This window comes from Thalassomonas actiniarum (assembly GCF_000948975.2).
Lineage (GTDB): Bacteria > Pseudomonadota > Gammaproteobacteria > Enterobacterales > Alteromonadaceae > Thalassomonas > Thalassomonas actiniarum.
This window is the reverse complement of the sequence record NZ_CP059735.1, coordinates 768,959-790,504: the sequence shown is the minus strand read 5'-3', so window position 1 is coordinate 790,504 and position 21,546 is coordinate 768,959. Positions and strand designations below refer to the sequence as shown.

The 21,546-nt window shown below is 46.8% G+C and carries 19 protein-coding genes; 7 read left to right on the top strand and 12 right to left on the bottom strand.

Annotation, left to right across the window (positions count from 1 at the left end):
• Positions 1 to 529: 529 nt before the first annotated feature.
• A complete protein-coding gene (locus tag SG35_RS03430) occupies positions 530 to 1,273 on the top strand; it encodes a hypothetical protein (protein WP_044832890.1) in 744 nt (247 codons plus the stop codon).
• 76 nt (positions 1,274 to 1,349) lie between these two features.
• Here SG35_RS03430 and purD read toward each other — a convergent pair whose 3' ends face one another.
• The 6 genes from purD to prmA all read right to left on the bottom strand — a co-directional run bounded on the left by purD (position 1,350) and on the right by prmA (position 7,939).
• Entirely contained in the window at positions 1,350 to 2,633 is a 1,284-nt protein-coding gene (gene purD, locus SG35_RS03425) for a phosphoribosylamine--glycine ligase (protein WP_044832891.1), read from the bottom strand.
• Between the two features lie 73 nt (positions 2,634 to 2,706).
• Positions 2,707 to 3,522, bottom strand: coding sequence for a class I SAM-dependent methyltransferase (locus SG35_RS03420; protein WP_044832892.1), 816 nt, complete (start codon positions 3,520 to 3,522; stop codon positions 2,707 to 2,709).
• 200 nt (positions 3,523 to 3,722) lie between these two features.
• Positions 3,723 to 5,318, bottom strand: a complete 1,596-nt coding sequence (gene purH / locus SG35_RS03415; RefSeq protein ID WP_044832940.1) for a bifunctional phosphoribosylaminoimidazolecarboxamide formyltransferase/IMP cyclohydrolase — start codon at positions 5,316 to 5,318, stop codon at positions 3,723 to 3,725.
• A gap of 263 nt (positions 5,319 to 5,581) precedes the next feature.
• The gene (gene fis / locus SG35_RS03410; protein WP_044832893.1) at positions 5,582 to 5,869 is read right to left on the bottom strand and encodes a DNA-binding transcriptional regulator Fis; all 288 of its coding nucleotides are present in this window, start codon (positions 5,867 to 5,869) and stop codon (positions 5,582 to 5,584) included.
• Positions 5,870 to 5,886: 17 nt separating this feature from the next.
• Positions 5,887 to 6,852, bottom strand: a complete 966-nt coding sequence (gene dusB / locus SG35_RS03405; protein ID WP_044832894.1) for a tRNA dihydrouridine synthase DusB — start codon at positions 6,850 to 6,852, stop codon at positions 5,887 to 5,889.
• Between the two features lie 199 nt (positions 6,853 to 7,051).
• A complete protein-coding gene (gene prmA, locus SG35_RS03400) occupies positions 7,052 to 7,939 on the bottom strand; it encodes a 50S ribosomal protein L11 methyltransferase (RefSeq protein ID WP_044832895.1) in 888 nt (295 codons plus the stop codon).
• Positions 7,940 to 8,089: 150 nt separating this feature from the next.
• Between prmA and SG35_RS03395 the strand changes: the two genes are divergently transcribed.
• Both SG35_RS03395 and SG35_RS03390 read left to right on the top strand, forming a co-directional pair.
• Entirely contained in the window at positions 8,090 to 8,812 is a 723-nt protein-coding gene (locus tag SG35_RS03395) for a substrate-binding periplasmic protein (RefSeq protein WP_044832896.1), read from the top strand.
• A gap of 23 nt (positions 8,813 to 8,835) precedes the next feature.
• Positions 8,836 to 9,801 (top strand): NAD(P)-dependent oxidoreductase, encoded by a 966-nt coding sequence (locus tag SG35_RS03390; RefSeq protein WP_053043041.1) that lies wholly within the window; start codon positions 8,836 to 8,838, stop codon positions 9,799 to 9,801.
• Positions 9,802 to 9,891: 90 nt separating this feature from the next.
• Here SG35_RS03390 and SG35_RS03385 read toward each other — a convergent pair whose 3' ends face one another.
• The 4 genes from SG35_RS03385 to SG35_RS03370 form a co-directional block, all read right to left on the bottom strand.
• Positions 9,892 to 11,511 (bottom strand): di-heme oxidoredictase family protein, encoded by a 1,620-nt coding sequence (locus tag SG35_RS03385; protein WP_053043042.1) that lies wholly within the window; start codon positions 11,509 to 11,511, stop codon positions 9,892 to 9,894.
• A gap of 184 nt (positions 11,512 to 11,695) precedes the next feature.
• Positions 11,696 to 12,856 carry an imelysin family protein gene (locus SG35_RS03380; RefSeq protein WP_044832898.1) on the bottom strand — a complete coding sequence of 387 codons (1,161 nt, stop codon included), beginning with the start codon at positions 12,854 to 12,856 and terminating at the stop codon, positions 11,696 to 11,698.
• A gap of 20 nt (positions 12,857 to 12,876) precedes the next feature.
• Complete coding sequence (locus tag SG35_RS03375; protein WP_044832899.1) at positions 12,877 to 14,259, bottom strand: porin family protein; 1,383 nt, start codon at positions 14,257 to 14,259, stop codon at positions 12,877 to 12,879.
• Positions 14,260 to 14,711: 452 nt separating this feature from the next.
• A complete protein-coding gene (locus SG35_RS03370; RefSeq protein WP_044832900.1) occupies positions 14,712 to 15,212 on the bottom strand; it encodes a lactoylglutathione lyase family protein in 501 nt (166 codons plus the stop codon).
• Between the two features lie 94 nt (positions 15,213 to 15,306).
• Here SG35_RS03370 and SG35_RS03365 point away from each other — a divergent pair, with 94 nt between their 5' ends.
• Positions 15,307 to 16,188, top strand: a complete 882-nt coding sequence (locus SG35_RS03365; RefSeq protein ID WP_044832901.1) for a LysR family transcriptional regulator — start codon at positions 15,307 to 15,309, stop codon at positions 16,186 to 16,188.
• Here the strand turns inward: SG35_RS03365 and SG35_RS03360 are convergent.
• Complete coding sequence (locus SG35_RS03360; RefSeq protein ID WP_044832902.1) at positions 16,160 to 16,552, bottom strand: MmcQ/YjbR family DNA-binding protein; 393 nt, start codon at positions 16,550 to 16,552, stop codon at positions 16,160 to 16,162. The two genes, SG35_RS03365 and SG35_RS03360, sit on opposite strands and share 29 nt — an antisense overlap.
• A gap of 247 nt (positions 16,553 to 16,799) precedes the next feature.
• Positions 16,800 to 18,950 carry a TonB-dependent receptor gene (locus SG35_RS03355; protein WP_044832903.1) on the bottom strand — a complete coding sequence of 717 codons (2,151 nt, stop codon included), beginning with the start codon at positions 18,948 to 18,950 and terminating at the stop codon, positions 16,800 to 16,802.
• 87 nt (positions 18,951 to 19,037) lie between these two features.
• Here SG35_RS03355 and SG35_RS03350 point away from each other — a divergent pair, with 87 nt between their 5' ends.
• From SG35_RS03350 to SG35_RS03340, 3 genes are read left to right on the top strand one after another with little or no spacing between them, the layout of a single operon-like run.
• Complete coding sequence (locus SG35_RS03350; RefSeq protein WP_152646626.1) at positions 19,038 to 19,247, top strand: hypothetical protein; 210 nt, start codon at positions 19,038 to 19,040, stop codon at positions 19,245 to 19,247.
• Positions 19,248 to 19,300: 53 nt separating this feature from the next.
• A complete protein-coding gene (locus SG35_RS03345; RefSeq protein ID WP_044832905.1) occupies positions 19,301 to 20,554 on the top strand; it encodes a S1 family peptidase in 1,254 nt (417 codons plus the stop codon).
• The gene (locus tag SG35_RS03340) at positions 20,545 to 21,504 is read left to right on the top strand and encodes an FHA domain-containing protein (protein WP_053043043.1); all 960 of its coding nucleotides are present in this window, start codon (positions 20,545 to 20,547) and stop codon (positions 21,502 to 21,504) included. Before SG35_RS03345 ends, SG35_RS03340 begins: the two co-directional genes overlap by 10 nt.
• The last annotated feature ends 42 nt before the right edge of the window (positions 21,505 to 21,546 follow it).

The following is a 21,546-nucleotide window of genomic DNA, read 5'->3' as shown; positions in this document are numbered from 1 at the left end:
AACGTGAGTGCCCACACAAATTGCATGATAACTAATTTTTAAAGAACCACTCTTTAAAAGAGTGAGATATAAATCGCATTCGTTTATACCTTGAGTTGCTTAAGACCTTGTCTCAAGCGAGATGCGCATGATACGCTTCTCAGTTTTGATGTCAACCTCTTTTTTCAAAGTTTTGTTGGCTGTTTAAGTCATGTTTGCATCACTTAAACTTATCAAAACACTTCGTTGGGCTGCCCCGTGGAAGTGGATGCGCATTTTAGACATTTTCTTGGTGAGGTCAACACCTTTTTTAAATAAACCTTTCAAGTGCTGACATTTCAAGCAAAGTGAGCATTTTACCGACAAACCCACTGTTAATAACTAATAGGTGTAGCATGTTTACTGATATTTACATGTATAAATACACAGGAGATATATCCAAATATATGTTCTATATTGATTGGTGAAATATATTGTAATGCCCTGTAATGGTAATCAGACAAACTTTATGTAAGCAGTATCTTCTACAGATGGCTTGAGAATAATAACAATGAAAAAAATAATCAGCTTAATACTTCCTTTACTTCTGCTTAATACGCTCAGCTTAAGTGCATTTTCTAAAGAGTTATCACAGCAAGAAAAATTTATTACTAAACTCCTTAACCAACAAGTCAGACAACACATCTCTGTTCAGCACAGTGTTGCCTCTATATTGAAACGTTACCCGGAGCAGGTTGAAACCGTTCTGGAAGTTGCCTTACATTCTTACCCGTCTAAATATCGCCAGATTATCATAGGTGCATTACGGGCAGAGCCTGCGCTGGCTCCTGAAGTGGTTGAAACTATGATCACTGCAAACGTTACCGACAGCGAAAACATAGTACGTATAGCCGTCGAAGCCGAACCTGCGTATGCCAGAGAAATCGTCAATATTGCAGCTTCGCATCGCCCAAAAGAAATAGAAGAAATCGTTCGGGTTGCCATCATCACCGAACCTTTTGTCACTAACGATGTGATTGATGATACCCTGCTGAGTTATCCGGGCAAACTTTTAGATATTTTAACCGGGGCAATGAAAGCGCTGCCGGATCAAGTGGCAGGTTTAGTAAAAAGTGCCTTAACCCTTTACCCTGATGAAGCCGACGACGTTGTTTCTCTTGCAGTAAGCTCCAGTCAATCACAACAAACAAGAGATATCATCAGCGCTGCCGTAGAAGCCGGTGCCCATGAAGATTCGGTTATCGCTGCGGCAATTGCCGGCGGAGCCAAGCAAGAAGAGCTGGCCAAGCGATAATTCAAAACCCTATTCCTACCATAAAAAAGCCCGACTTTGAGTCGGGCTTTTTTATGTCTTTCTATGCCTTAAGGCTTTACTTTTCCCTGGCAATTGCCCGGTAAGCAATATCAGTACGGTAATACATGTCTTGCCAGCTGATTTGCTCAACCAGCTTATAAGCCTGGGCTTGTGCTTCAGTCACAGTATCACCTAGCGCAGTTGCACATAATACCCGGCCACCGGCAGTCACCACCTGATTGTCAGAAACTTTAGTACCGGCATGGAAAACCTTAGCCTGTTCACCGGCATTAGTATCCAAACCAGAAATAGCCAGGCCTTGCTGATAGGCATTCGGATAACCTCCGGCAGCAAGTACAACACCTACGGCGGCCCGAGGATCAAATTCTATTGTTGCCTTATCCAGCTCTCCACGACAAGCCATCAAACAAAGTTCCACCAGGTCCGACTGTAAACGCATCATAATAGGCTGGGTTTCCGGATCGCCAAAACGGCAGTTATATTCCAGTACTTTGGCTGTACCATCTTCGGCTATCATCAGACCGGCATAAAGAAAACCTGTATAGGTATTACCTTCTTGTGCCATGCCGTCAACGGTTGGCCGGATGACATTAGCCATAGCCCAGTCATTTACCGCTTGGGTAACGACCGGAGCAGGCGAATAGGCGCCCATACCGCCGGTATTCGGCCCTTTATCACCATTATCGCGTGCTTTATGATCTTGTGATGAAGCAAACGATAAGATGTTTTCTCCGTCAACCATGACAATAAAGCTGGCTTCTTCACCGGTAAGAAATTCTTCAATGACCACCCGGCTGCCGGCATCACCAAATTTATTACCTTCAAGCATATCTTCGATGGCGGCAAATGCCTGCTGTTCATCTTCGGCGATGATCACCCCTTTACCTGCGGCTAAACCGTCAGCCTTGATCACTATTGGTGTGCCCTGCTGACGCACATATTCTTTTGCCGGGGCTATTTCAGTAAAGTTTTGATAAGCCGCAGTGGGAATATTGTGGCGGGCAAAAAAGTCCTTGGAAAATGCTTTCGACCCTTCAAGCTGAGCCGCCCCTTTACTTGGACCAAAAATATTCAGGCCTGCAGCCCTGAATTCATCGACAACACCTATGACCAATGGCGCCTCCGGCCCGACGATAGTTAATTCGATCTGGTTATTTTGGGCAAATGCCAATAGGCCCGGGATATCCGTGGCACTGATAGCGACATTTTCAATTTTTTCTTCATTTACCGTGCCGGCATTACCCGGAGCAACATACACTTTAGTGACATTAGCCGACTGAGCCGCTTTCCACGCCAATGCATGTTCACGACCACCACCACCGATAACCAAAACGTTCATTTATTTAGTTCCTAAAAATTATCTAAACCACAAATAAAAAGGAGCAGATTATAACAAGCTGCTCCTTCCAATATTATTTCTTCACAAATTTTAATGTCATGCGATCACTTTCACCAATCGCCAGATACTTTTCTTTGTCCTGTTCACCTAAGCGCAATACCGGCGGTAAGGTCCATACCCCTTTCGGGTGATTGGCGGTATCTTTGGGATTGGCATTGATCTCACTGCTGGCAGCAAGTTTAAAGCCAGCCGCTTTTGCCAGTTTCACTACATCCGCCTGGGGGAAGTAACCGGAGCGTTTATTTTTTTCCCACTCCATATCCGTTGGCATTCTGTGCTCAACCACACCTAAAACCCCACCTGCTTTTAAGGCCTTGGCGGCATCCTTAAATAACTGCTCTACCCCGTCATGGCCCCAGTTATGCAGGTTGCGGAAAGTTAACACCAAATCAGCACTACCGGCCGGAGCTAGCACACTCGCTTTTCTCGGTACAAAGTTGGTCAACTCCACTTCACTGAACACCGGGTTGCCCGCCAGTTTCTTTTCCAGGCGCTTGCGGGAGTTGCTGTAATAGTTATCTTCACCGGTATCCGGGTAATGGGCGCCGTATAATTTGCCTGAGCCTTTAAGGGCCGGTGCAAGAATTTCCGTATACCAACCGCCGCCCGGGGCAATTTCTACCACTGTCATCTCGGGTTTAAAACCAAAAAAGGCTAAGGTTTTTTCCGGATGACGGTAGATATCACGGGCTTTGTTTTTATCGGATCTATGTTCACCGGCTAGTGCCTGGGTCAATTTATCCGTATTTACGTGTGCCGTGGTATAGCTTGATGCCAGTATCCCAAAGGTTAACAGGGATGCAGTCGTTAAAGATTTTATTATTGTCATAGCCTTCTTCCATTTATAGGGGTTAGTAAACAGACTAGTTATAACAGATTTTTTCAGGTAAAACAGTGCAGTTACTCGTGATATTTACGCAACTTAACGCAAATAACTGCACTCTGCTTACCACCCGCTCAAGGCTGCATTTACCGCCAGCGCAAAGCTGTATTGTTAACCGGTTCAGGTTAACAATACTTTATCGGCGATTAATGGCGGAAATGACGCATACCGGTAAAGAGCATGGCAATGCCATGCTCATCAGCTGCAGCAATCACTTCTTCATCGCGCATTGAGCCGCCCGGCTGGATCACGGCAGTGATCCCGGCTTCGGCAGCGGCATCCAAACCATCGCGGAACGGGAAGAAGGCATCTGAGGCCATAACAGAACCTTTCACTTCCAGGTTTTCATCGGCGGCTTTGATACCGGCAACTTTGGCGGAATAAACCCGGCTCATCTGTCCGGCGCCGACACCTATGGTCTGGCTGTTTTTAACATAAACGATGGCATTGGATTTCACATATTTCGCCACTTTCCAGCAAAATTGTAAATCACGCAACTCTTCTGCTGTCGGCTGACGCTTAGTGACCACTTTTAATTCATCTTCAGTGACCTTGCCCTGGTCCCTGTCTTGTAGCAATAAGCCACCGTTAACCCGCTTATAATCAAAGCCGGTGGTTTCGCTTGCCCACTGGCCGCATACCAATAAACGCACATTGGGTTTGGCTGAAATAACTTCTGCCGCTTCACTTGATACGCTCGGCGCAATGATGACTTCAACAAACTGGCGGGAAATAATCGCTTCGGCCGTTTGCGCATCTAACTCCCGGTTAAAAGCAATAATGCCGCCAAAGGCAGAAGTAGGATCTGTGGTATAAGCACTTTCATAGGCTGCCAGGATATTATCGCCAATAGCAACGCCGCAAGGGTTGGCGTGCTTAACAATAACACAGGCAGGTTCTGCGAATTCTTTTACGCATTCCAGCGCCGCGTCGGTATCGGCAATATTGTTATAAGAAAGGGCTTTACCTTGAATTTGCTCGGCGGTTGATACCGAAGCTTCTTCCGGCTGGGCTTCGACATAAAAAGCCGCATCCTGATGAGAGTTTTCACCATAGCGCAAGTCCTGCTTCTTAATAAACTGACTGTTGAAGGTGCGCGGGAATTTATTGTTTTCTTCTTGCTCTGCTTTCTCAGCCCCGTAGGCCGGTAACATCTTACCGAAGTAGTTGGCGATCATACCGTCATAGGCAGCCGTATGCTCATAAGCGGCAATGGCAAGGTCAAAACGGGTTTGGTAATGCAGTGAGTCGGCGTTTTCATCCATTTCTGCCAATATCCGGGAATAATCACCGGCATTAACCACGATAGTGACATCTTTATGGTTTTTAGCCGCAGCACGTACCATAGTCGGTCCGCCGATATCGATATTTTCGATGGCATCCGCCAGGGTACAGTTATCATCGGCAACTGTTTTGGCAAAAGGGTATAAATTCACTGCCACCAGGTCAATGGCATTGATGTTATGCTCGGCCATAACGCCTTCATCTTGTTCACGGCGGGCTAAGATACCGCCATGTACTTTCGGATGCAGAGTTTTAACACGTCCATCCATGATCTCCGGATGTCCGGTGTAGTCGGACACTTCGGTGACTTGAATGCCGTTTTCTGACAATAATTTCGCGGTGCCGCCGGTGGATAATAATTCGATGCCTTTTTGCGCCAGGGCGCGGGCAAATTCGACTATACCGGTTTTATCAGAAACACTTAACAGTGCGCGTTTAATAGGGCGTGGGGTATCCATAGCTGTTTTATTTACCTTTAAATAGATTAAGTTAAAACTCAGATATCTTTGCTGCATTTTGTGCGGCGACTATTGTATCGCCGAACCTGTCTTATACCTAGTAGAATAAGGATAAGACCGAGAAACTCCGTTTCTCCACTTTACTCCGTCAGTTCAAAGCAAAGCTTTCCTTCCCTGAATTCCTGTCACTTATGTCAAAATAACGATCGCCATAAGCAAAAAAAGCACCCGAAGGTGCTTATTTTAAAGTATAAAAGCCGATATTAATTCATACCGTATTTTTTTAATTTCTTACGTAAAGTACCGCGGTTGATACCTAATAAGTTAGCAGCACGGGTTTGGTTGCCACGAGTGTACTGCATTACTTCTTCCAGCATAGGCGCTTCAATTTCAGATAGTACAAGGTCGTACATATCATCAACATCATTACCGTTTAGTTGAGATAAGTAGTTTTTAATAGCCACTTTTGCCTGGGTGCGTAAAGGCGATGCCTTCGTCTGAGTTTGCAGGTCACCGGTAATGAATGGAGAGGAAATATTTTGTTCAAACATAAAGTTCAGACTCTTTCTTAAGTTAAATTATCAAAATACAGATTTAATGCATCCAGTTGTTCATTTGTGGACTCTAATGCATTAAATATTGATCGAAACGCTTTGTCCTGATCATGCGCTTGCATATACCAGGACACATGCTTACGGGCAAATCGTACACCCATAAAATCACCATAAAATTTATGTAGTTCCTTTACATGTCCAATTAATATTGAACGTTTTTCTTCCATGGAGGGAGCCGACATATACGTACCGGTTTTAAGGAAATGATTCATTTCCCTAAAAATCCAGGGGCGTCCCTGGGCGGCACGGCCTATCATAATGGCGTCAGCTCCGGTGTAGCTCAATACACGTTCGGCGGTTTCCACCGTCGTAATATCGCCATTTGCTACTACCGGAATTGAAATCGCCTTTTTAATTGCCTTTATGGTGTCATACTCGGCGTCACCTTTATAAAAGTCACACCGGGTACGGCCATGGACAGCCAGCGACTGTATGCCGTTAGCCTCAGCAATTTTTGCAATTTCAACCCCGTTCCGGGTATTTTCACACCATCCTGTGCGAATTTTCAGCGTTACCGGAATATTTACCGCATCCACCACAGCTTTCACAATACGTTCAACCTGCGGCGGCTCTTTCAATAACGCCGAGCCCGCTAATTTTTTATTGACCTTTTTCGCCGGGCATCCCATATTGATATCAATAATCTGGGCGCCATGCTCAACATTTACCTGAGCCGCATAAGCCATTTCATCGGGATCTGAACCAGCAATCTGGACTGAGCGAACTCCCGCTTCGGCGCTATGCAACAACCTGCGTTTAGACTTTTCCGTCTTCCATACTTTCGGATTCGCTGAAAGCATCTCAGATACCGCCAAACCTGCACCCAATGAACAACATAGTTGTCTAAAAGGCTGGTCGGTAATTCCCGCCATAGGGGCAAGCATTACATTACTGGCTAATTGGTAAGGACCTATATTCACGCTGTTGTTTTTTTGAGCTCTGAGTCAAAAGGGCGCTAAGTTTACGTGTTTTTACTGAGATTGGAAAGGATATAAATTGAACAAAAATTGATTTTTTTCGCGATTTTAATATTGACATTTTGCAATTTATTGATGTGAGCAGAAATCGTTCGATTTCTAACGACTTCTGCTCAAAAAAAATGCTTTTTTAGCCGTTTTTCTACGCCCCGACTCTTCGCCCCGATAAGCGCACCCATTCTTCTTTTATCGCCACAGGCTCCATATCACACCAGTTGCCATAAAGTGTCTGCAACTCTTCTGCCTGATTTTCCAGCACCCCGGATAATGCCAGCAGACCGTCTTGTGCGACAAACTCGGTAATGGTCGGCGCCAGCTCACGCAAAGGACCGGCTAAAATATTCGCCACCACGACCTCCGCCTTAAGTTTCGGCTGGTCTTTGGGCAGGTAAAGTTCCAGGCGATCTTCCACCTGGTTACGTTTGGCATTTTCCAGGCTTGCCTGTAGTGCCTGGGGATCGATATCGATACCGATCACCTTTTTTGCGCCTAATTTCAGCGCCGCCAAAGATAAAATGCCGGAACCGCAACCAAAATCCACCACGGTTTTGCCCTCAAGATCCAGACCGTCAAGCCAGGCAAGACACAAGGCCGTGGTCGGGTGGGTACCTGTGCCGAATGCCAGGCCGGGGTCGAGCATAACATTGACGGCATTTTCATCCGGCACTTCACGCCAGCTCGGACAAATCCACAGCCGCTCGCCGAATTTCATCGGGTGGAAATTATCCATCCACTCCCGCTCCCAGTCTTTATCTTCAAGCTGCTCGAGCTTATAGTGCATATTTTCCTTATCCGGATGTATGCCTTTAAGGTAATTAATGACCTTGTCCATATCATGACTGGCATCATACAAACCCATGACCACAGTGTTTGACCAGTAAACCACCTCATCCCCGGGCAGAGGTTCATAAATCGGGGTATCTTGGGCATCAATAAAAGTGACGGCTTGCGCGCCGCTGGCGCTTAACCAGTTACTGTACTTTTCTGCGGTGTCTTCATCAGCATTTAATCTAAGCTGTATCCAGGGCATGGGAGATCTCTGTTTGTCTTTGCTATATATTAGGTTGGCCTTAGTTTACCATTCATTGAATTGTCAGCATACTGACTTAAGCTTAGAAATTGTAGAAACAAACTTTTATCGTATCCCCGGGAGAACCCCCTGTTAAAGAAATTTTTATTATTGACCTCTTTGTTGGTTTTTACTCCTAAGCTCCTGGCCGAGGAAATTCGCTTCGTCACCGAAGAGTTGCCCCCCTTTCAATTCACCGGCGCCGATAACCGGGTAGAGGGTGCGTTCACTGAGCTGGTACGGGAAATGTTAAAAGAAACCAAGCTGGCGGCAAGCATTCATATTTATCCCTGGGCCAGAAGCTATCAAACCGCACGCACCCGGGCCAATACCATTATCTTTTCCTTACTCAGGGGCGAACAACGAGAAAAAGACTTTCACTGGATTGGCAAGCTTTATTCATTAACGTCTCATCTGGCGGCCCTGAAATCCCGCTCCGACATAAAAATCAGCGGCCTTAACGATGCAAAACAATACCGGGTGGGTACAGTGCGGGACGACTTGGCGGAGGTCTATTTAAAGAAGAAAGGATTTATATCAAAGAAAAATTACTACGCCAGTAGTAAATATAGCGTTATGTGGGGACAGTTATTTAATGGCAGAGTTGATCTGGCCTTTACCAACAGTGTTTTATGGCGCTATGAAGTGAAAGCCGAAGGTTATGATCCGGCAGATTTAGTGCTGCTTTATCAAATCGAGGATATGGCATCGGATCTCTACATGGCCGCAAGCCTGGGTACAGCCCCAGACGTGATTGATAAATTATCAAAAGCACTGGAAAAACTGAAAAAAAATGGTCAATATCAAGCCATACTGAAAAAGTGGCAACTGTAGCAGTTAATCAATAAGATAGGTATATGAAGTATTTTCCCGTTTTTCTCGATGGCAGTAAAATTAACGCTGTCGTTATCGGTGGCGGCGATGTCGCCGCCCGTAAAATTGAATTATTGCTAAAATCCACCACAAAGATCACTGTGGTGTCCGATAGCTTTTCCCCGGGTGTGCAACGCTTAATCGACAGCCACCAGCTGAGCCAACTCAACCAGCCTTACCGGCAAGGACTGCTTGACGATAAAAACCTGGCGATCGCTGCCACAGATAACAGCGAAGTCAATGCTGCGGTTTATGAAGAAGCCAGCCGTTTGGGCATTTTAGTGAATGTTGTCGATCAACCGGAACTTTGTACCTATATTACCCCGGCCATTATCGACCGCTCGCCGATGATCATTGCCCTGTCCAGCTCCGGCAGTGCGCCGATTTTAGTGAGAATGCTGCGGGAACAAATCGAAAAAGTCCTGCCCCATGCCTATGGCCGCTTGGCAGACTTTTCCCTGAAATTTCGCGATCATGTCAAAGCCAGGGTCAAAGGTTTACGCAACCGCCGCACTTTTTGGGAAAAAACCCTTAAGGGACGGATAGGACAGGCAATCCTTGACGGCAACACCGCCCAGGCCGAGCAGCAACTGATCGCCAGTTTAAATCAGGAGATCGCCGCACCATCAGGAGAGATTGTTTTTATCCATACCCAGGACGGTAACCCGGATCATTTAACCTTAAGCGCCCACCGGGAAATGCAGTATGCCGATGCCGTTTTTTACGATGAAGCAGTCAACCCGGAGTTAATCGAGTATATCCGCCGCGATGCCGACAAGTATCCACAGCAGATATCCTCCACGATATTAATCAATTACCAACACGCCATGGAGCTCGCCACCCAGGGACAAAAAGTGATTTATTTGCTCGCCGAATATCACCCGCTTCCCGAGAATGCCGCCTTATCTCTCAGTCATATCAATAAAAAAACCCTGATTTGCGGCGGCTAATATAATCCCGTCAATCAGCAACAATAAAAAGCCCGGTGTTACTGGCAAGTAAACCGGGCTTTTTGTTGCCTATAAAGTCAAACTAAAGCATTACAATGACATCACAAAAGAAACCAGCTGATCGCGCTCTGCTGCCGACAGCCCGGCAAACGCCTCTTTACTGCTTTGCGCTTCACCGCCATGCCATAAAATAGCTTCCTCTATGGTATCGGCGCGGCCATCATGCAAGAAGCCGGCGGCGGGGTTGACGGTTTTCGTCAAACCTATGCCCCACAATGGCCGGGTTTTCCATTCCTGGCCGGTGGCGGTAAAGTCGCGACGGTTATCCGCAAGCTCTGCCCCCATATCATGCAGCAACATATCACTGAAGGGATAAATAACCTGCCCCTTAAGGGCTTCTGGCGCAGCTACCCCGCCCAAGGTCACATCCCCGCTTGCGGTAACAAACCCGGGGGTGTGGCAACCGGTACAATTAATTTTTTCAAATAATAACGCACCGGTTTTGACCGAAGCATTATGAATATCACGTCGGCCCGGCACCGCTAAAGTTTCGGCGTAAAACACCACTTCATCGGAGAAGGTTTGATCCGCTTCGGTATTGCCATTCTCGTCCACGCCGGTATCAACATAACCGGTACGGGCAAGATAACTCTCATGTAACGCGGTATTGGCAATACTTTCATCCGGGAACAACGGGTTGGTAATGCCCATATCTCCCCTTAAGGCCCCTAACGACTGCACCCTAACGCTCGGAGTATTGGCCTTCCAGCCAAAACGTCCCAGGGATACCGGCAAGGGGTCGTTATCCCTGTCTTTTATTGCATCATAAACCCAGTTTGGACGACCGGAAATGCCGTCGTTATTGCTGTCACTTTCATCCGCCAGCGCCAGGATATCCTGCTCCGGGATCAGCTCCAGCAAGCCCAAACCAAAAATCGGCATACCGTTTCTCGGGCCAAAGTTGATATCCGCCTGATTCAGGGCGCTGTTTTCTTGCTGATCTTCACCGACATCATAAAGGCCGTCGATAGTAAACACCGGTTTTTTCAAGGTGATCGTGCTACCGTCCGGATATTCAAAGTCCTGATACTGGTAGCTCAGATAAACATTTGCCTGACCGATAAAAGGATTTTCCTGCCAGTCTTCACGGGCTTTTAATACCCCGCGGTGAAACAGTTGGGTGCCGAAACCGGGCACACCAACATTTTTACAGTAATTATTATCCGCCGACGGCGTTGAACATTCGCCGTCATCAACACTGATGCGCAGGAATATTCCGGCTTCTGAGCCTAACAGCAATTTATCCTGTCCTTCGGGAACGCTCAGGGTAGAAGAGCGGCCATCGCGCTGATGGCAGGAATTACAGTCCTGGTTGTTAAAAACCGGTCCCAGGCCGTCAAGTTCGGGATGTTCCTCGTTTGGCGCGGTGGTAAAAGAGGTTTCAAAATGGGTATCGCCGGCCAGGTGTTTTTCCAGCTCGGCCTCGGTTAAGGTTGGGATCGGCGTAGAAAAACCGTGCCCCGAGTCGCTGGCATCAACAGCGGTGGCGTTGCCGCCAAGATTTTCTACCTGGGTATAATCCGGGTATTGCACTTCAACCACTTCGGATTTGTCATCACTTGATGAACCACCCGAGCCGCAACCGTATAAAGCGCCCAGTACCACGGCGATACCAAGCATTCGTGTCTTATTCACATTAAAGTTAGTCATAGTTATCTATTACATGTTGAAAAGATGGATAGGGATTACCGACAGATGTAAAGCCAGACATTCACGGTTAACAGGACGGGAGCTGCATGACTCGACGGATATTACTGATGTCGTTAATCAATGCTCTGTGGGCCGGTTGCTCTAGGCCAGCCCACAGAAACAAAACATGAGTTAATGATGAATGCTAGTTAAGTTTCCAATCATTAAGTAAGGTTAAAACATCATTCTCCAAAGTTGCCTGTAAAGTCGATAAAGCATCGATAGCAGCCTGGATGCGTACACGGGCATCGGCATCATTGATGGCCTGTCTGAACGGCATATCATTGTCACCGGCGATGGCATCGATAACGGTAATGGCGGCCGCGATTTCTTCATCAACACGACTTGCCAGCGTGGCATCGGCAGCGGTGACAAAATCAATTAACCCGGTCTCATCAGTATTGATCTCGAACTCACCCCGATAAACATTTTGCACACCGCGAATGTTATTACTGAAATCGGCCAAAGAATTCCAGCTATATTGAGACTCCACCAGGGAAGTATCGGTAGCATCAATGCTGGCGCCAAAAGGTTCAGCAATTTTACCGTTTCCTACCTCATCAACTATGCCGATCAAGCCATTAATTAACTCTTCCACCACACCTAACTCGGATGCGTAAACCTCATTGTCCGGCGTTAACAATAAATCCTGATAGGCAGCTGAATTAGCATCGGTTGCATCCTGGGTAACGGTCCAGGCATCGTATAAAGCTTGGGTATAGCCCTGGAAAACTTCAGCGGTCGCCACCAGGTATTCACGCTCCAATGCGGTCATTTCATCGATAGACTTGGTATTATCGTTTACGCCGTCACCAAACAATAAAAACTCCATGGTATGGAACCCCTGGACGTCGTCATTAAATCCTTTCACCAGCTCGGCGGTAAAACCTGTGGTTTCATCCAATAATGTTTGCAAGTCATTGGTATTTAACGGCCAGGTATCTAAATGCGGATCTATGGATAACGCATCCACTGGACCAAAAATATGGGCTTCACCCTGCTCCCACGGCACACGGACAACCTGCCAGGCTGTTTGGGCCGCGGCCAAATTCTCAGCCGTCGGGGTATTAAGCAAAGTCAGGGTGGACTGGTGAAACGCTTCCGCTTTGGTATTTAAATCATCATAACCGGCAACAATAACTTCCTTGGTGAGGTTAGTGATCATATCACCGGCATCATAAGTAAAACCGGTTTCTTCGACAGGCGTAACCACCTCGTTATTATCTTTTGATGAGCTACCGCCGCCACAGGCGGTAAGCAGTAGCGCGGAAACAGAAGCGGCAATCAGGGTTTTTCTTGTTAGCATCTTGTTAGTCTCTAATAGTATTAAAGCGAAAAGTAGTAGCCCATAGACAGGCTGAATGAGTTGGTATCGTCCAGGTTATCCTGAGCATATTGTTGCTGGGCAAACTGCGCTTTTAGCACCAGCTCCGGGGTCGGCAGGTAATTAATGCCGAAGGCAAATTCATCGATATCAAAACGTTCGCTGCCATTGCCCTGCTCGACTTCTTTGAGCGGATTGGCATATTCGTATGCGGCAAACAGGTAAAGCGGTTTGCTTAGATTAAACAGTGACTGGCTGTTATAGGCGGCTTCGAAAAAGGCCGATTCCGCCTCGCTGCCTACCTGGGCAAAGTTACCCGGTTGCAGACCCGGCGTGGTTTTGTTGGCCAGGGTAATGGCGGCAGCATCATCGAGTTCACCGTATAAATACTGGCCGCGTAATTGCCAGTTATATCCCTGCCAGGCACCGTGTAGGCCTATCAGGGTCAGGTTGCCGTCACCTTCAATATTGTCGTCATTGTTGCGGTTACCCGAAGTATCACCGGTGTAATAGCTGATACCAACACCGGTACCTTGGGCAAGATCGCCGTAATCAAGCCTCACCGTAAAGGCCAAATCATCACTGTTCACCTGCTCGAAACGTTTTTGATGGCCGCTCGCCGCCCAGCGATAGCTACGGAAATACTCGGAATTTAACCCCGTGGTTACCAGTGCCTGGGCATTAAAACCGTTCCAGCTGCCGCTGACATTAATACCGTTTTCATGCCATACCTGAGGGATCATGGTCGCCTCACTCCAGTGACGCTCGGTGGTGAAGTACTGACCCGGCTTATGTAGCTCGGTGCCTAAACCCACAGGAACAAAAATCCGGCCAAACTTAACCGCCAAATCATCGTTAACGGTATATTTGATTTCCAGCTTCTCTACCAGCACTTCACCGCCGGCTTCGATTTCACTTTCAAATTCACCAAATTCTTCGAAGCCGTCATATTCCAATGCTGCGCCGGTACCGCCATGTTCATATTCGAGTTCAAGTTCGATTTGCCATTGCGGATCAAACTTATGACCCAGCTCAACCACCACCCGCTCTAAATCGGTTTTGGCGCGGCGATCGGGATCGATATCCTGGGTATTTCTAAAGATTTCTTCACTTTTATAAAGCAAACTGCCGTATGACTTAAGCCACCAGTTTTTTTCAGCGCTAGCAGCCCTATCATGGCTTGCCGCAGCCTTTTTCGTCAAAACGGCTTGTTTTTTCTGCTCGGCATTGGCTTTTTTCAACTCCGCCAATTGCTGCTCTATTTCGATTAATTTTTGCTTTTGCTCTGCCAGTATCGCCTGCAACTCATCTTGAGTAACCGCAAAACTGCTGTTGCTCATCGCCAGCGTCAGCAAAGCCAGGCTCCCTAGTGAAGTAAATTTCATAACAACCAACCAAATCTAAATGAGAATTAATATTATTAATGGCGGCATGGTAAAGATTCCCCGAAACAAATGCAAACGATATTAAGAATAGTTTTCATTTGTAATCGTGTTTTTGATATGGATCAAAGTTTATGCCTCTGGCGAAAAATAAACATGCGGCATATCTGACACTGCCAAAACCAAAAACGTGCTAATGATTAGCCCCGGCTGTTAAAGGAGAAAGGTAGATGCAATAACCCGGGATCCGGCGGCAACAGGCATGGCCTCCGGGTTAATTAAATACAGGGGCGTTTAAGCGGTGGTAATAAAGAGTTTCGAAAGACGGGATAGCGCAAATAACAGGGCCTGGATAGCAACTTTAACTTCCTTCGGCAAAGGCCTTGATATGTTCCGATACTAAAAGTGTTTCGGACCTTTAGCCATAACGGCTAAAAGCCCGGGATAGTGCTTTACTAGTATGCGCCGGCACCATAAGTTAACTCATAGCTATGACTGTAGATCTCCAGAATATTACCAAAGGGATCTTCCATATAAATCATGCGATACGGTTTTTCACCGGGATAATAATAGCGCGGCTTAGGCATGCGCTTTTTACCGCCTGCGGCAACAATTTTCTCCGCCAGTTCTTCCAGGTTGGGATCTTGTACACAAAAATGAAAAATCCCGGTTTTCCAGTATTCAAAATTATTTTCCGGGTTTTCCTGGTTGGCAAATTCAAATAACTCGACACCGATCCTGTCGCCGGTCGCTAAATGGGCGATTTTAAATGTTCCCCATTTAGGACCGAAAACATCGGTGCACATCTCGCCTACCGGGCTGGTATCTTCAACGATTTGTGTTGGCGGCATAATTTCATACCAGCCTAAGACCTGGGTATAAAACTCAACCGCTTTTGTTAAGTCAGGTACTGAGATGCCGATATGTGAAAAGGTTCTCGGGTAAACTTTGCTCATGTGCTTTTCCTCCAATAAGTCGATGTGCAAAGCTTACCCGTCATGATAAAGTATAAAAAATTATCATTTATAATAAAAATAAGTACGCTTTGTAATGATTAATCAGGTATGGCTGAAAACCTTTTGTACCCTGGCGGATGTCGGTCACTTTACCCAAACCGCCAATCGCCTCTTTATGACCCAGTCAGGTGTAAGCCAGCATATAAAAAAGCTTGAGCAACAACTGGATGTGGCATTGCTTGTACGCGAGGGCAAATCGTTTTCACTGACCGAAGCCGGGAGCAAGTTGCATCAGCAGGGGCAAAAGCTGTTACTGCAAACAGATGAGCTGGCGAAATCCATCAAGCAAGACGATCCTTTCGTCGGGATTGTCAAAATAGCTTCTCCCGGCAGTGTCGGCCTGAAGCTTTACCCTCAACTGCTGGCTATTCAGCAGCAATCACCGCAATTGATCATAGATTATGCCTTTGCACCGAATACACAAATTGAACAAGACCTGATAACACGGAAAATAGAGCTTGGTTTAATGACGCAAAGCAGTAAAAGCACGGAGTTGGTTAACGATAAAATTGCGCTGGAGCCTTTAGTTTTAGTCACCGCCAGTGAAATAAAGTCTGTGAACTGGAATAAATTGCTTGAGCTGGGTTTTATCAGCCACCCGGACGCAGCACATCACGGCCAGTTATTACTAAGTGAAAACTTTGCCGAATTTAAACATATTGAACAATTCCCCCATAAAGGCTTTTCCAATCAAATCGGTTTAATTTTAGAGCCGGTGAGCCGGGGACTTGGCTTTACTGTGCTGCCTTTATACGCGGTAAACGCCTTTGATAACAAAACCGCTATCCGCATGCACACGTTAACGAACCCCGTTGGGGAAAATATCTATCTTTGCCACAATAAAAATACCTTTGTGGCCAGCAGGACCAAATATATTAAGTCGCTTATTACTGGTTATCTAAATGCAGCAAAATAGACTGCTGATCTTTCTTGGTCATTTTCTTAACTACCAATAAAAATGAATTATCTATCATACGTTCGATTTCCCCCTGAGGAATGCTGCCATCAAGAATAACGGTATTCCACAGGGCTTTATTCATATGATAACCGGGGATCACTGAAGGGAAAATATCACGCAGCATCACCGCCTCGTCAGGGTCGCATTTCAGGTTCATCCACCAGTCATTCCGCTCACCATCTCCTTTGCCCATTTTCCCTAAAGCCAGGGTAGCAAACATTTTATTTTTCACCTTAAAGACCATGATCTCTTCGCCAAACGGGTAATCCAGCAAGGTCTCCGGCTTTGTCAGCAGATATTTTTTTGCCTGTAAATGATCCATCAGTTTCTATAAATGCTATCTAAAATACATTGGAATAACAGCATATTAAGGCTTAGCGAATAAGAGCGCAAGCACCAGAATACCCGTGATAACAACCAAGCTCCCGCCGCTTTACCAAAACAAAGACGCCGCCTCGCTGCTCCCTGACATCCATATCACCACAGCATATCCTTCATGATGAGCATAAAAAAAGCCCCGGCCAGATGAGCGATGGCCAGGGCTTTCAGAAAAGTAATAACGGTTTTAATTAAAAGCTGTAAGTCACCTCGGCCCAGGCACTGGCGCCTTCACCGCGTAACCTGTCCATTACCGCGATATCGGCATTTTTCACCCGGTTATAACCGCCGAGGTGATTTTCATAATCCTTATCCAGGATATTATCGATACCGCCGCGCAGGGTTAAAGCTGCTCCCAGGTAATATTGCACGTCCAGATTCAGCAAACCATAACCGGCGGTTTCCTGTTCGTCGTTGGTCAGGGAAACCTTGTCCTGTTTCGCTACCAGCTGCCAGTTTAATGTTGCCAATAAGGCATCCGACTGATAGCTGACATTGATCTGGGTATTAAGCGGGGCTATGCGGTAAAGGTCGTCGTCGATATCCCGGCGCTCTCCCCGAACATAACTGGCAATACCGGAAAGACTGAAGGCATCGCTGAGTTGATAAGACCAGTTAACATCCATGCCGTATAACTTGGCATCGACATTGGTAAATTGCAGCGGGTTATCATCGCCGCTCATCATCTGCGCCATCATAGCCGCCGACATATCATCCATACCCAGCGCCGTACCTTGAATATAGTCATCAATGCGCTGATAAAAGACATGGGGTGAAACCATGGCCTTTTTGCTCTGGTAGGTTAAACCTAAATCCAGCTGATAAGCTTGCTCAGAATCAAGGTTGATATCGCCGATATAGGTATTACCGTCTGCCAGGCCGCCGGTCGCTTCCAGCGGCATCCACAGATAAAGCTCCTGATAGGAAGGGGCACGGTTTTTCAGTCCCAATCCGGCATAAAGTGACCAAGTATCGGTTAACTGGGATTCAATGTTTAAGGCAATATCAACATTGGTTTCTGAAGTATCGCGGTCGCTGCTATTGAAATCATCCCTGAGATCTTTAGCCAGGCCGCCCATCATGTTATCCATCATCGCCATTGAGCTGGCCACCTCACCGGCATCCGATTGCGCACGTTTAACACGCACACCCAGCTGTACCTGGGTTTGCTTGAACTGCTGCTGCCATTGGGCAAACAATCCCAAACGGTCATCGCTGACACCGTTGAAATTAACTAATTCAAACATGGCATTTTCAGGGTTGGTGATCACTGAGTCATGCTCTGCCAGATAACCGTCCAGACCAAGGGTAATTTCACCAAAGTCAAAACTGCGATCAACGGTGAATTTAAAGTCCCAGGTTTCCCCAATAGCAATATTACGGCGATATTTTTCAGGGTTATCATTAGCGCGCATGTGGAAATTGGTCATGCCATGCTCGGCATCAAGATAACCCAGCTGCCATTGCCCCTGCCACTGACCTAACATCAAACTGCCGTCCAGGCTTAACCTGTGGCTGTAGATATATTCAATATCCATGGCTAAAGCCGGGGTACCGGAATCATTGGTATCTGTGTAGTGATAACCCAGGCCGATGTCCGAATTATCACCGGCAACACGAAAGTCAAAACCAAACTGGCGTTTATCAAAATCAGTCGGGGTCACTTCAAGGTTGTCGCCGCTTTCAAAACTGTCGCCTTCCTGCCAGTTGCCATAGGCCATAAAACCTTTATTGCCTTTGGAGAGGTTCACCACCGAAGATAAGGTCGAGGCTTCGTTGTTGCTGCGGTAACCGGCCTGCATATCGCCGAAGCTTTGCCAGTTTTTCTGGTTGGAGGTTTCCGCCTTACGCATTTTGACATCGATTGCCCCGCCCAGGGTATTCATGCCGGCAGTGATCGGCGCTATGCCACGATAAACCGTCATGGAGTCAACGATTAACGGGGTAGAGTAGCTTAACGGCGTATCCATGGCATTGGGGCCTGCGCCTATCAGGATATGACCGTCCAGGGTCGCGGAGACGCGATCTCCGTAAAGGCCTCGGTATTGGGCGATACCGGTCACCGGGCCATTGGAATTTATATTGGCCCCGGGAACCGAAGCCAGCCAGTTTGCCAGATCAGGTTCACTGACCTTACCCTGGGCATAACTGGCATTTTCATCAAGAAAACTGTGACGTTGATTGGTGATAGTGATCACCTCAATATCATCTGAGCGCTTGGCTGCGCCTGCTTTGTCGCCTTCACTGGCACTTACATTGGTGACGGCCGCGGCGCTTGAAATCAGCCCGGTCAATAAAATGGTTTTAATAGCTAACGAACTCGTTTTAAGAGAAAAATTCATAACAGGTCACTTCTAAGTTATTTCCTGCCCTGTATTTTCCTGGCTTAGGGCGGGGAAAACAAAGAAAAACAAGCGAAGTGCGACAATATGTCACAGCCAAAATTTATGCTATTTTTCACTTTTGATTTGGAACAAAAAATGGCTGGTTTTTTACTTGATCTCAAACAAAAAAAACACTATTGCACATCAAGCTTGCCAACGAATAATACCGCCGGTTTTGAGGTTTTTTCCACCGGTGAGCAAACAATAAAACCTTTGTTACATAGTTTATGCCTGGTTTATGTATTATATAGATGACAAATTCCGCGACGATGGCACAATAAAGGAGTAATTAACTATAAGGATCATGAATGAAAGGTTTTATTGCCTTAGTTTTAATCTGTTTAAGTATCAATACTTATGCCGCCGAGCAGGCAGAGCAGATTTTCAAAAAACTGGCGCCGTCACTATTTCAAATCAGACTGATTGATAATGCCAGCGGTGAGAAGTCATCCATCGGCTCAGGCTTCCAAATCAACGGTCAGGGGCTGATTGCCACCAACTACCATGTGATTTCAGGCTTTGCCCGCCATCCCAATAAATACCGGATTGAATACCTGGATCATCTTGGCAACAAAGGGGCGTTAACCTTAAAAAGAGTCGACGTGGTCAACGACCTGGCCCTGGTCAAACGCGAAGCCGGTGTTAATATGCCCTTTTTCCAACTGGCAGAGCAAGTGCCCCATAAGGGCGAAGAGTTATTCTCACTGGGCAACCCCCATGATCTCGGCATGATAGTGGTGCCCGGCACTTATAACGGCCTGAAAAAAGAGTCTTTTAATGACAAGATTCATTTCACCGGCTCGGTCAATTCAGGCATGAGCGGCGGCCCCGTGGTCAATCAAAATGCCGAAGTGGTCGGCATTAACGTGGCAACCTCGGGCAACCAGATCGGCTTTTTAGTGCCCCATGACAAACTGGTCGCCTTATACCAGGCATTTCAAACCACGGACGACATCAGCATAGCTGAGCAAATTTCACAGCAATTGTCGAAAAATCAACAAAAACTGATCGATACTATGCTCAGCAGCGAATGGCAAAGCAAGCAACTGGGTCAGGGGCTCATTCCCACGGTCGACGTACCTTTTGTCCGCTGTTGGGGGGATTCCAATGCCGATAAAACCGACGCCCTGATCCTCACCGCCGTTGCCCATTGCGCTTTAGATGAAAACACCTACATCTCATCGAAGTTTTTTACCGGCAACCTGGAAATGGAATTTCGCTATATGCAGGCGAAAGAGCTCAACGCCAGCAAGTTCTACCACTTGTATGAACAACAAATTCGCCGCGCCGGTCCCGGTAACAAAGCCACTAAAGACGATGTCAGCGAATACCAGTGTCACCACGATATCGTCAGCCCGTCAGACCGGGATATCAACAGTAAAACCGTGTTTTGCACCCGGGCCTACAAGCAATACCCCCAATTATTTGATGTCTTATATTTAAGTGCTTCCATTGATAAAAACCAGCAGGCCTTGATCAGTCATTTCACCATCGCCGGGGTTGAAGAAGGCAGCGCCCTTGCCTTTACCCGTAAGTTTATGGAGTCGGTATCATGGAAATAATTATCGAAGAGATCAGCCGGGGCCATAAACTGCTCAGCCGCCATAAACTGGATCAATCCCGGGTGAGCATAGGCAGGGGTTACCAGAATGACATCATCCTAACCGATCCCCATGTGTGCGCCAAACACCTGAACCTGGAATTTAACGGCGAATCCTGGCTCGCCCATGACGAAGACACGGTAAACGGCAGTTACCTGGAAAAAAACAAACAAAGTGTCAACCAACACACCATCAATTCCGGTGATATTATCAGCTTAGGCAAAAGCCAGATCCGTATCTTATTCCCGGATCACCCGGTGGAAGAAAGCCTGGCCTTTAGTCCGTTTGAAAGCCTGATTAACTTTATGCGCCATCCCACGATGCTGCTGACCAGTATTTCACTCTTTTCCCTGGTGGCGGGTATCGTGTTTTACCTGAATAAACCGGTAGAAGTGACTTTCACTCAACTGCTGGTACCGGCCATCGGCATGACCATGCTGTTTGCCCTCTGGCCCTTGCTGATCGCCCTGATCTCTCACCTGACCAAGAATGATGCCCGGGTCTGGAACCAGCTCGGCGTTTGTTTCGCCTTCTTTAACCTGATGTGGCTCAGCGATGTTATCGAGAGTGTTCTCGACTTCAACCTCTCCGCCAACTGGCCGATCGCCGGCTTGATTACCCTGTTGCCGATAGGCCTGGCTTTTGTCTTATTCTGGTTGAACTGCTATATCGGTTTTCATATGACGGCAGGGCGCCGCCTGACCATTGCCGCCAGTTTAACCACCTTGCTATTTGGCGGCAGCTATCTTATCCAGTTGAGTAATAAACCGGACTTCAGCATTAATCCGCAATACAATGCCACGATAATGACACCCGGCTTTTTATTTTCTCCCAGCAGTGATGTTGACAGCTTTATTGACGACAGCCGGAGATTGTTTGGCAAAGCCCAGAAAGCGGCGGCGGAAAAATAAATAACAACGGATATCGAGTATAAGGTTTTTCACTTTTATCTT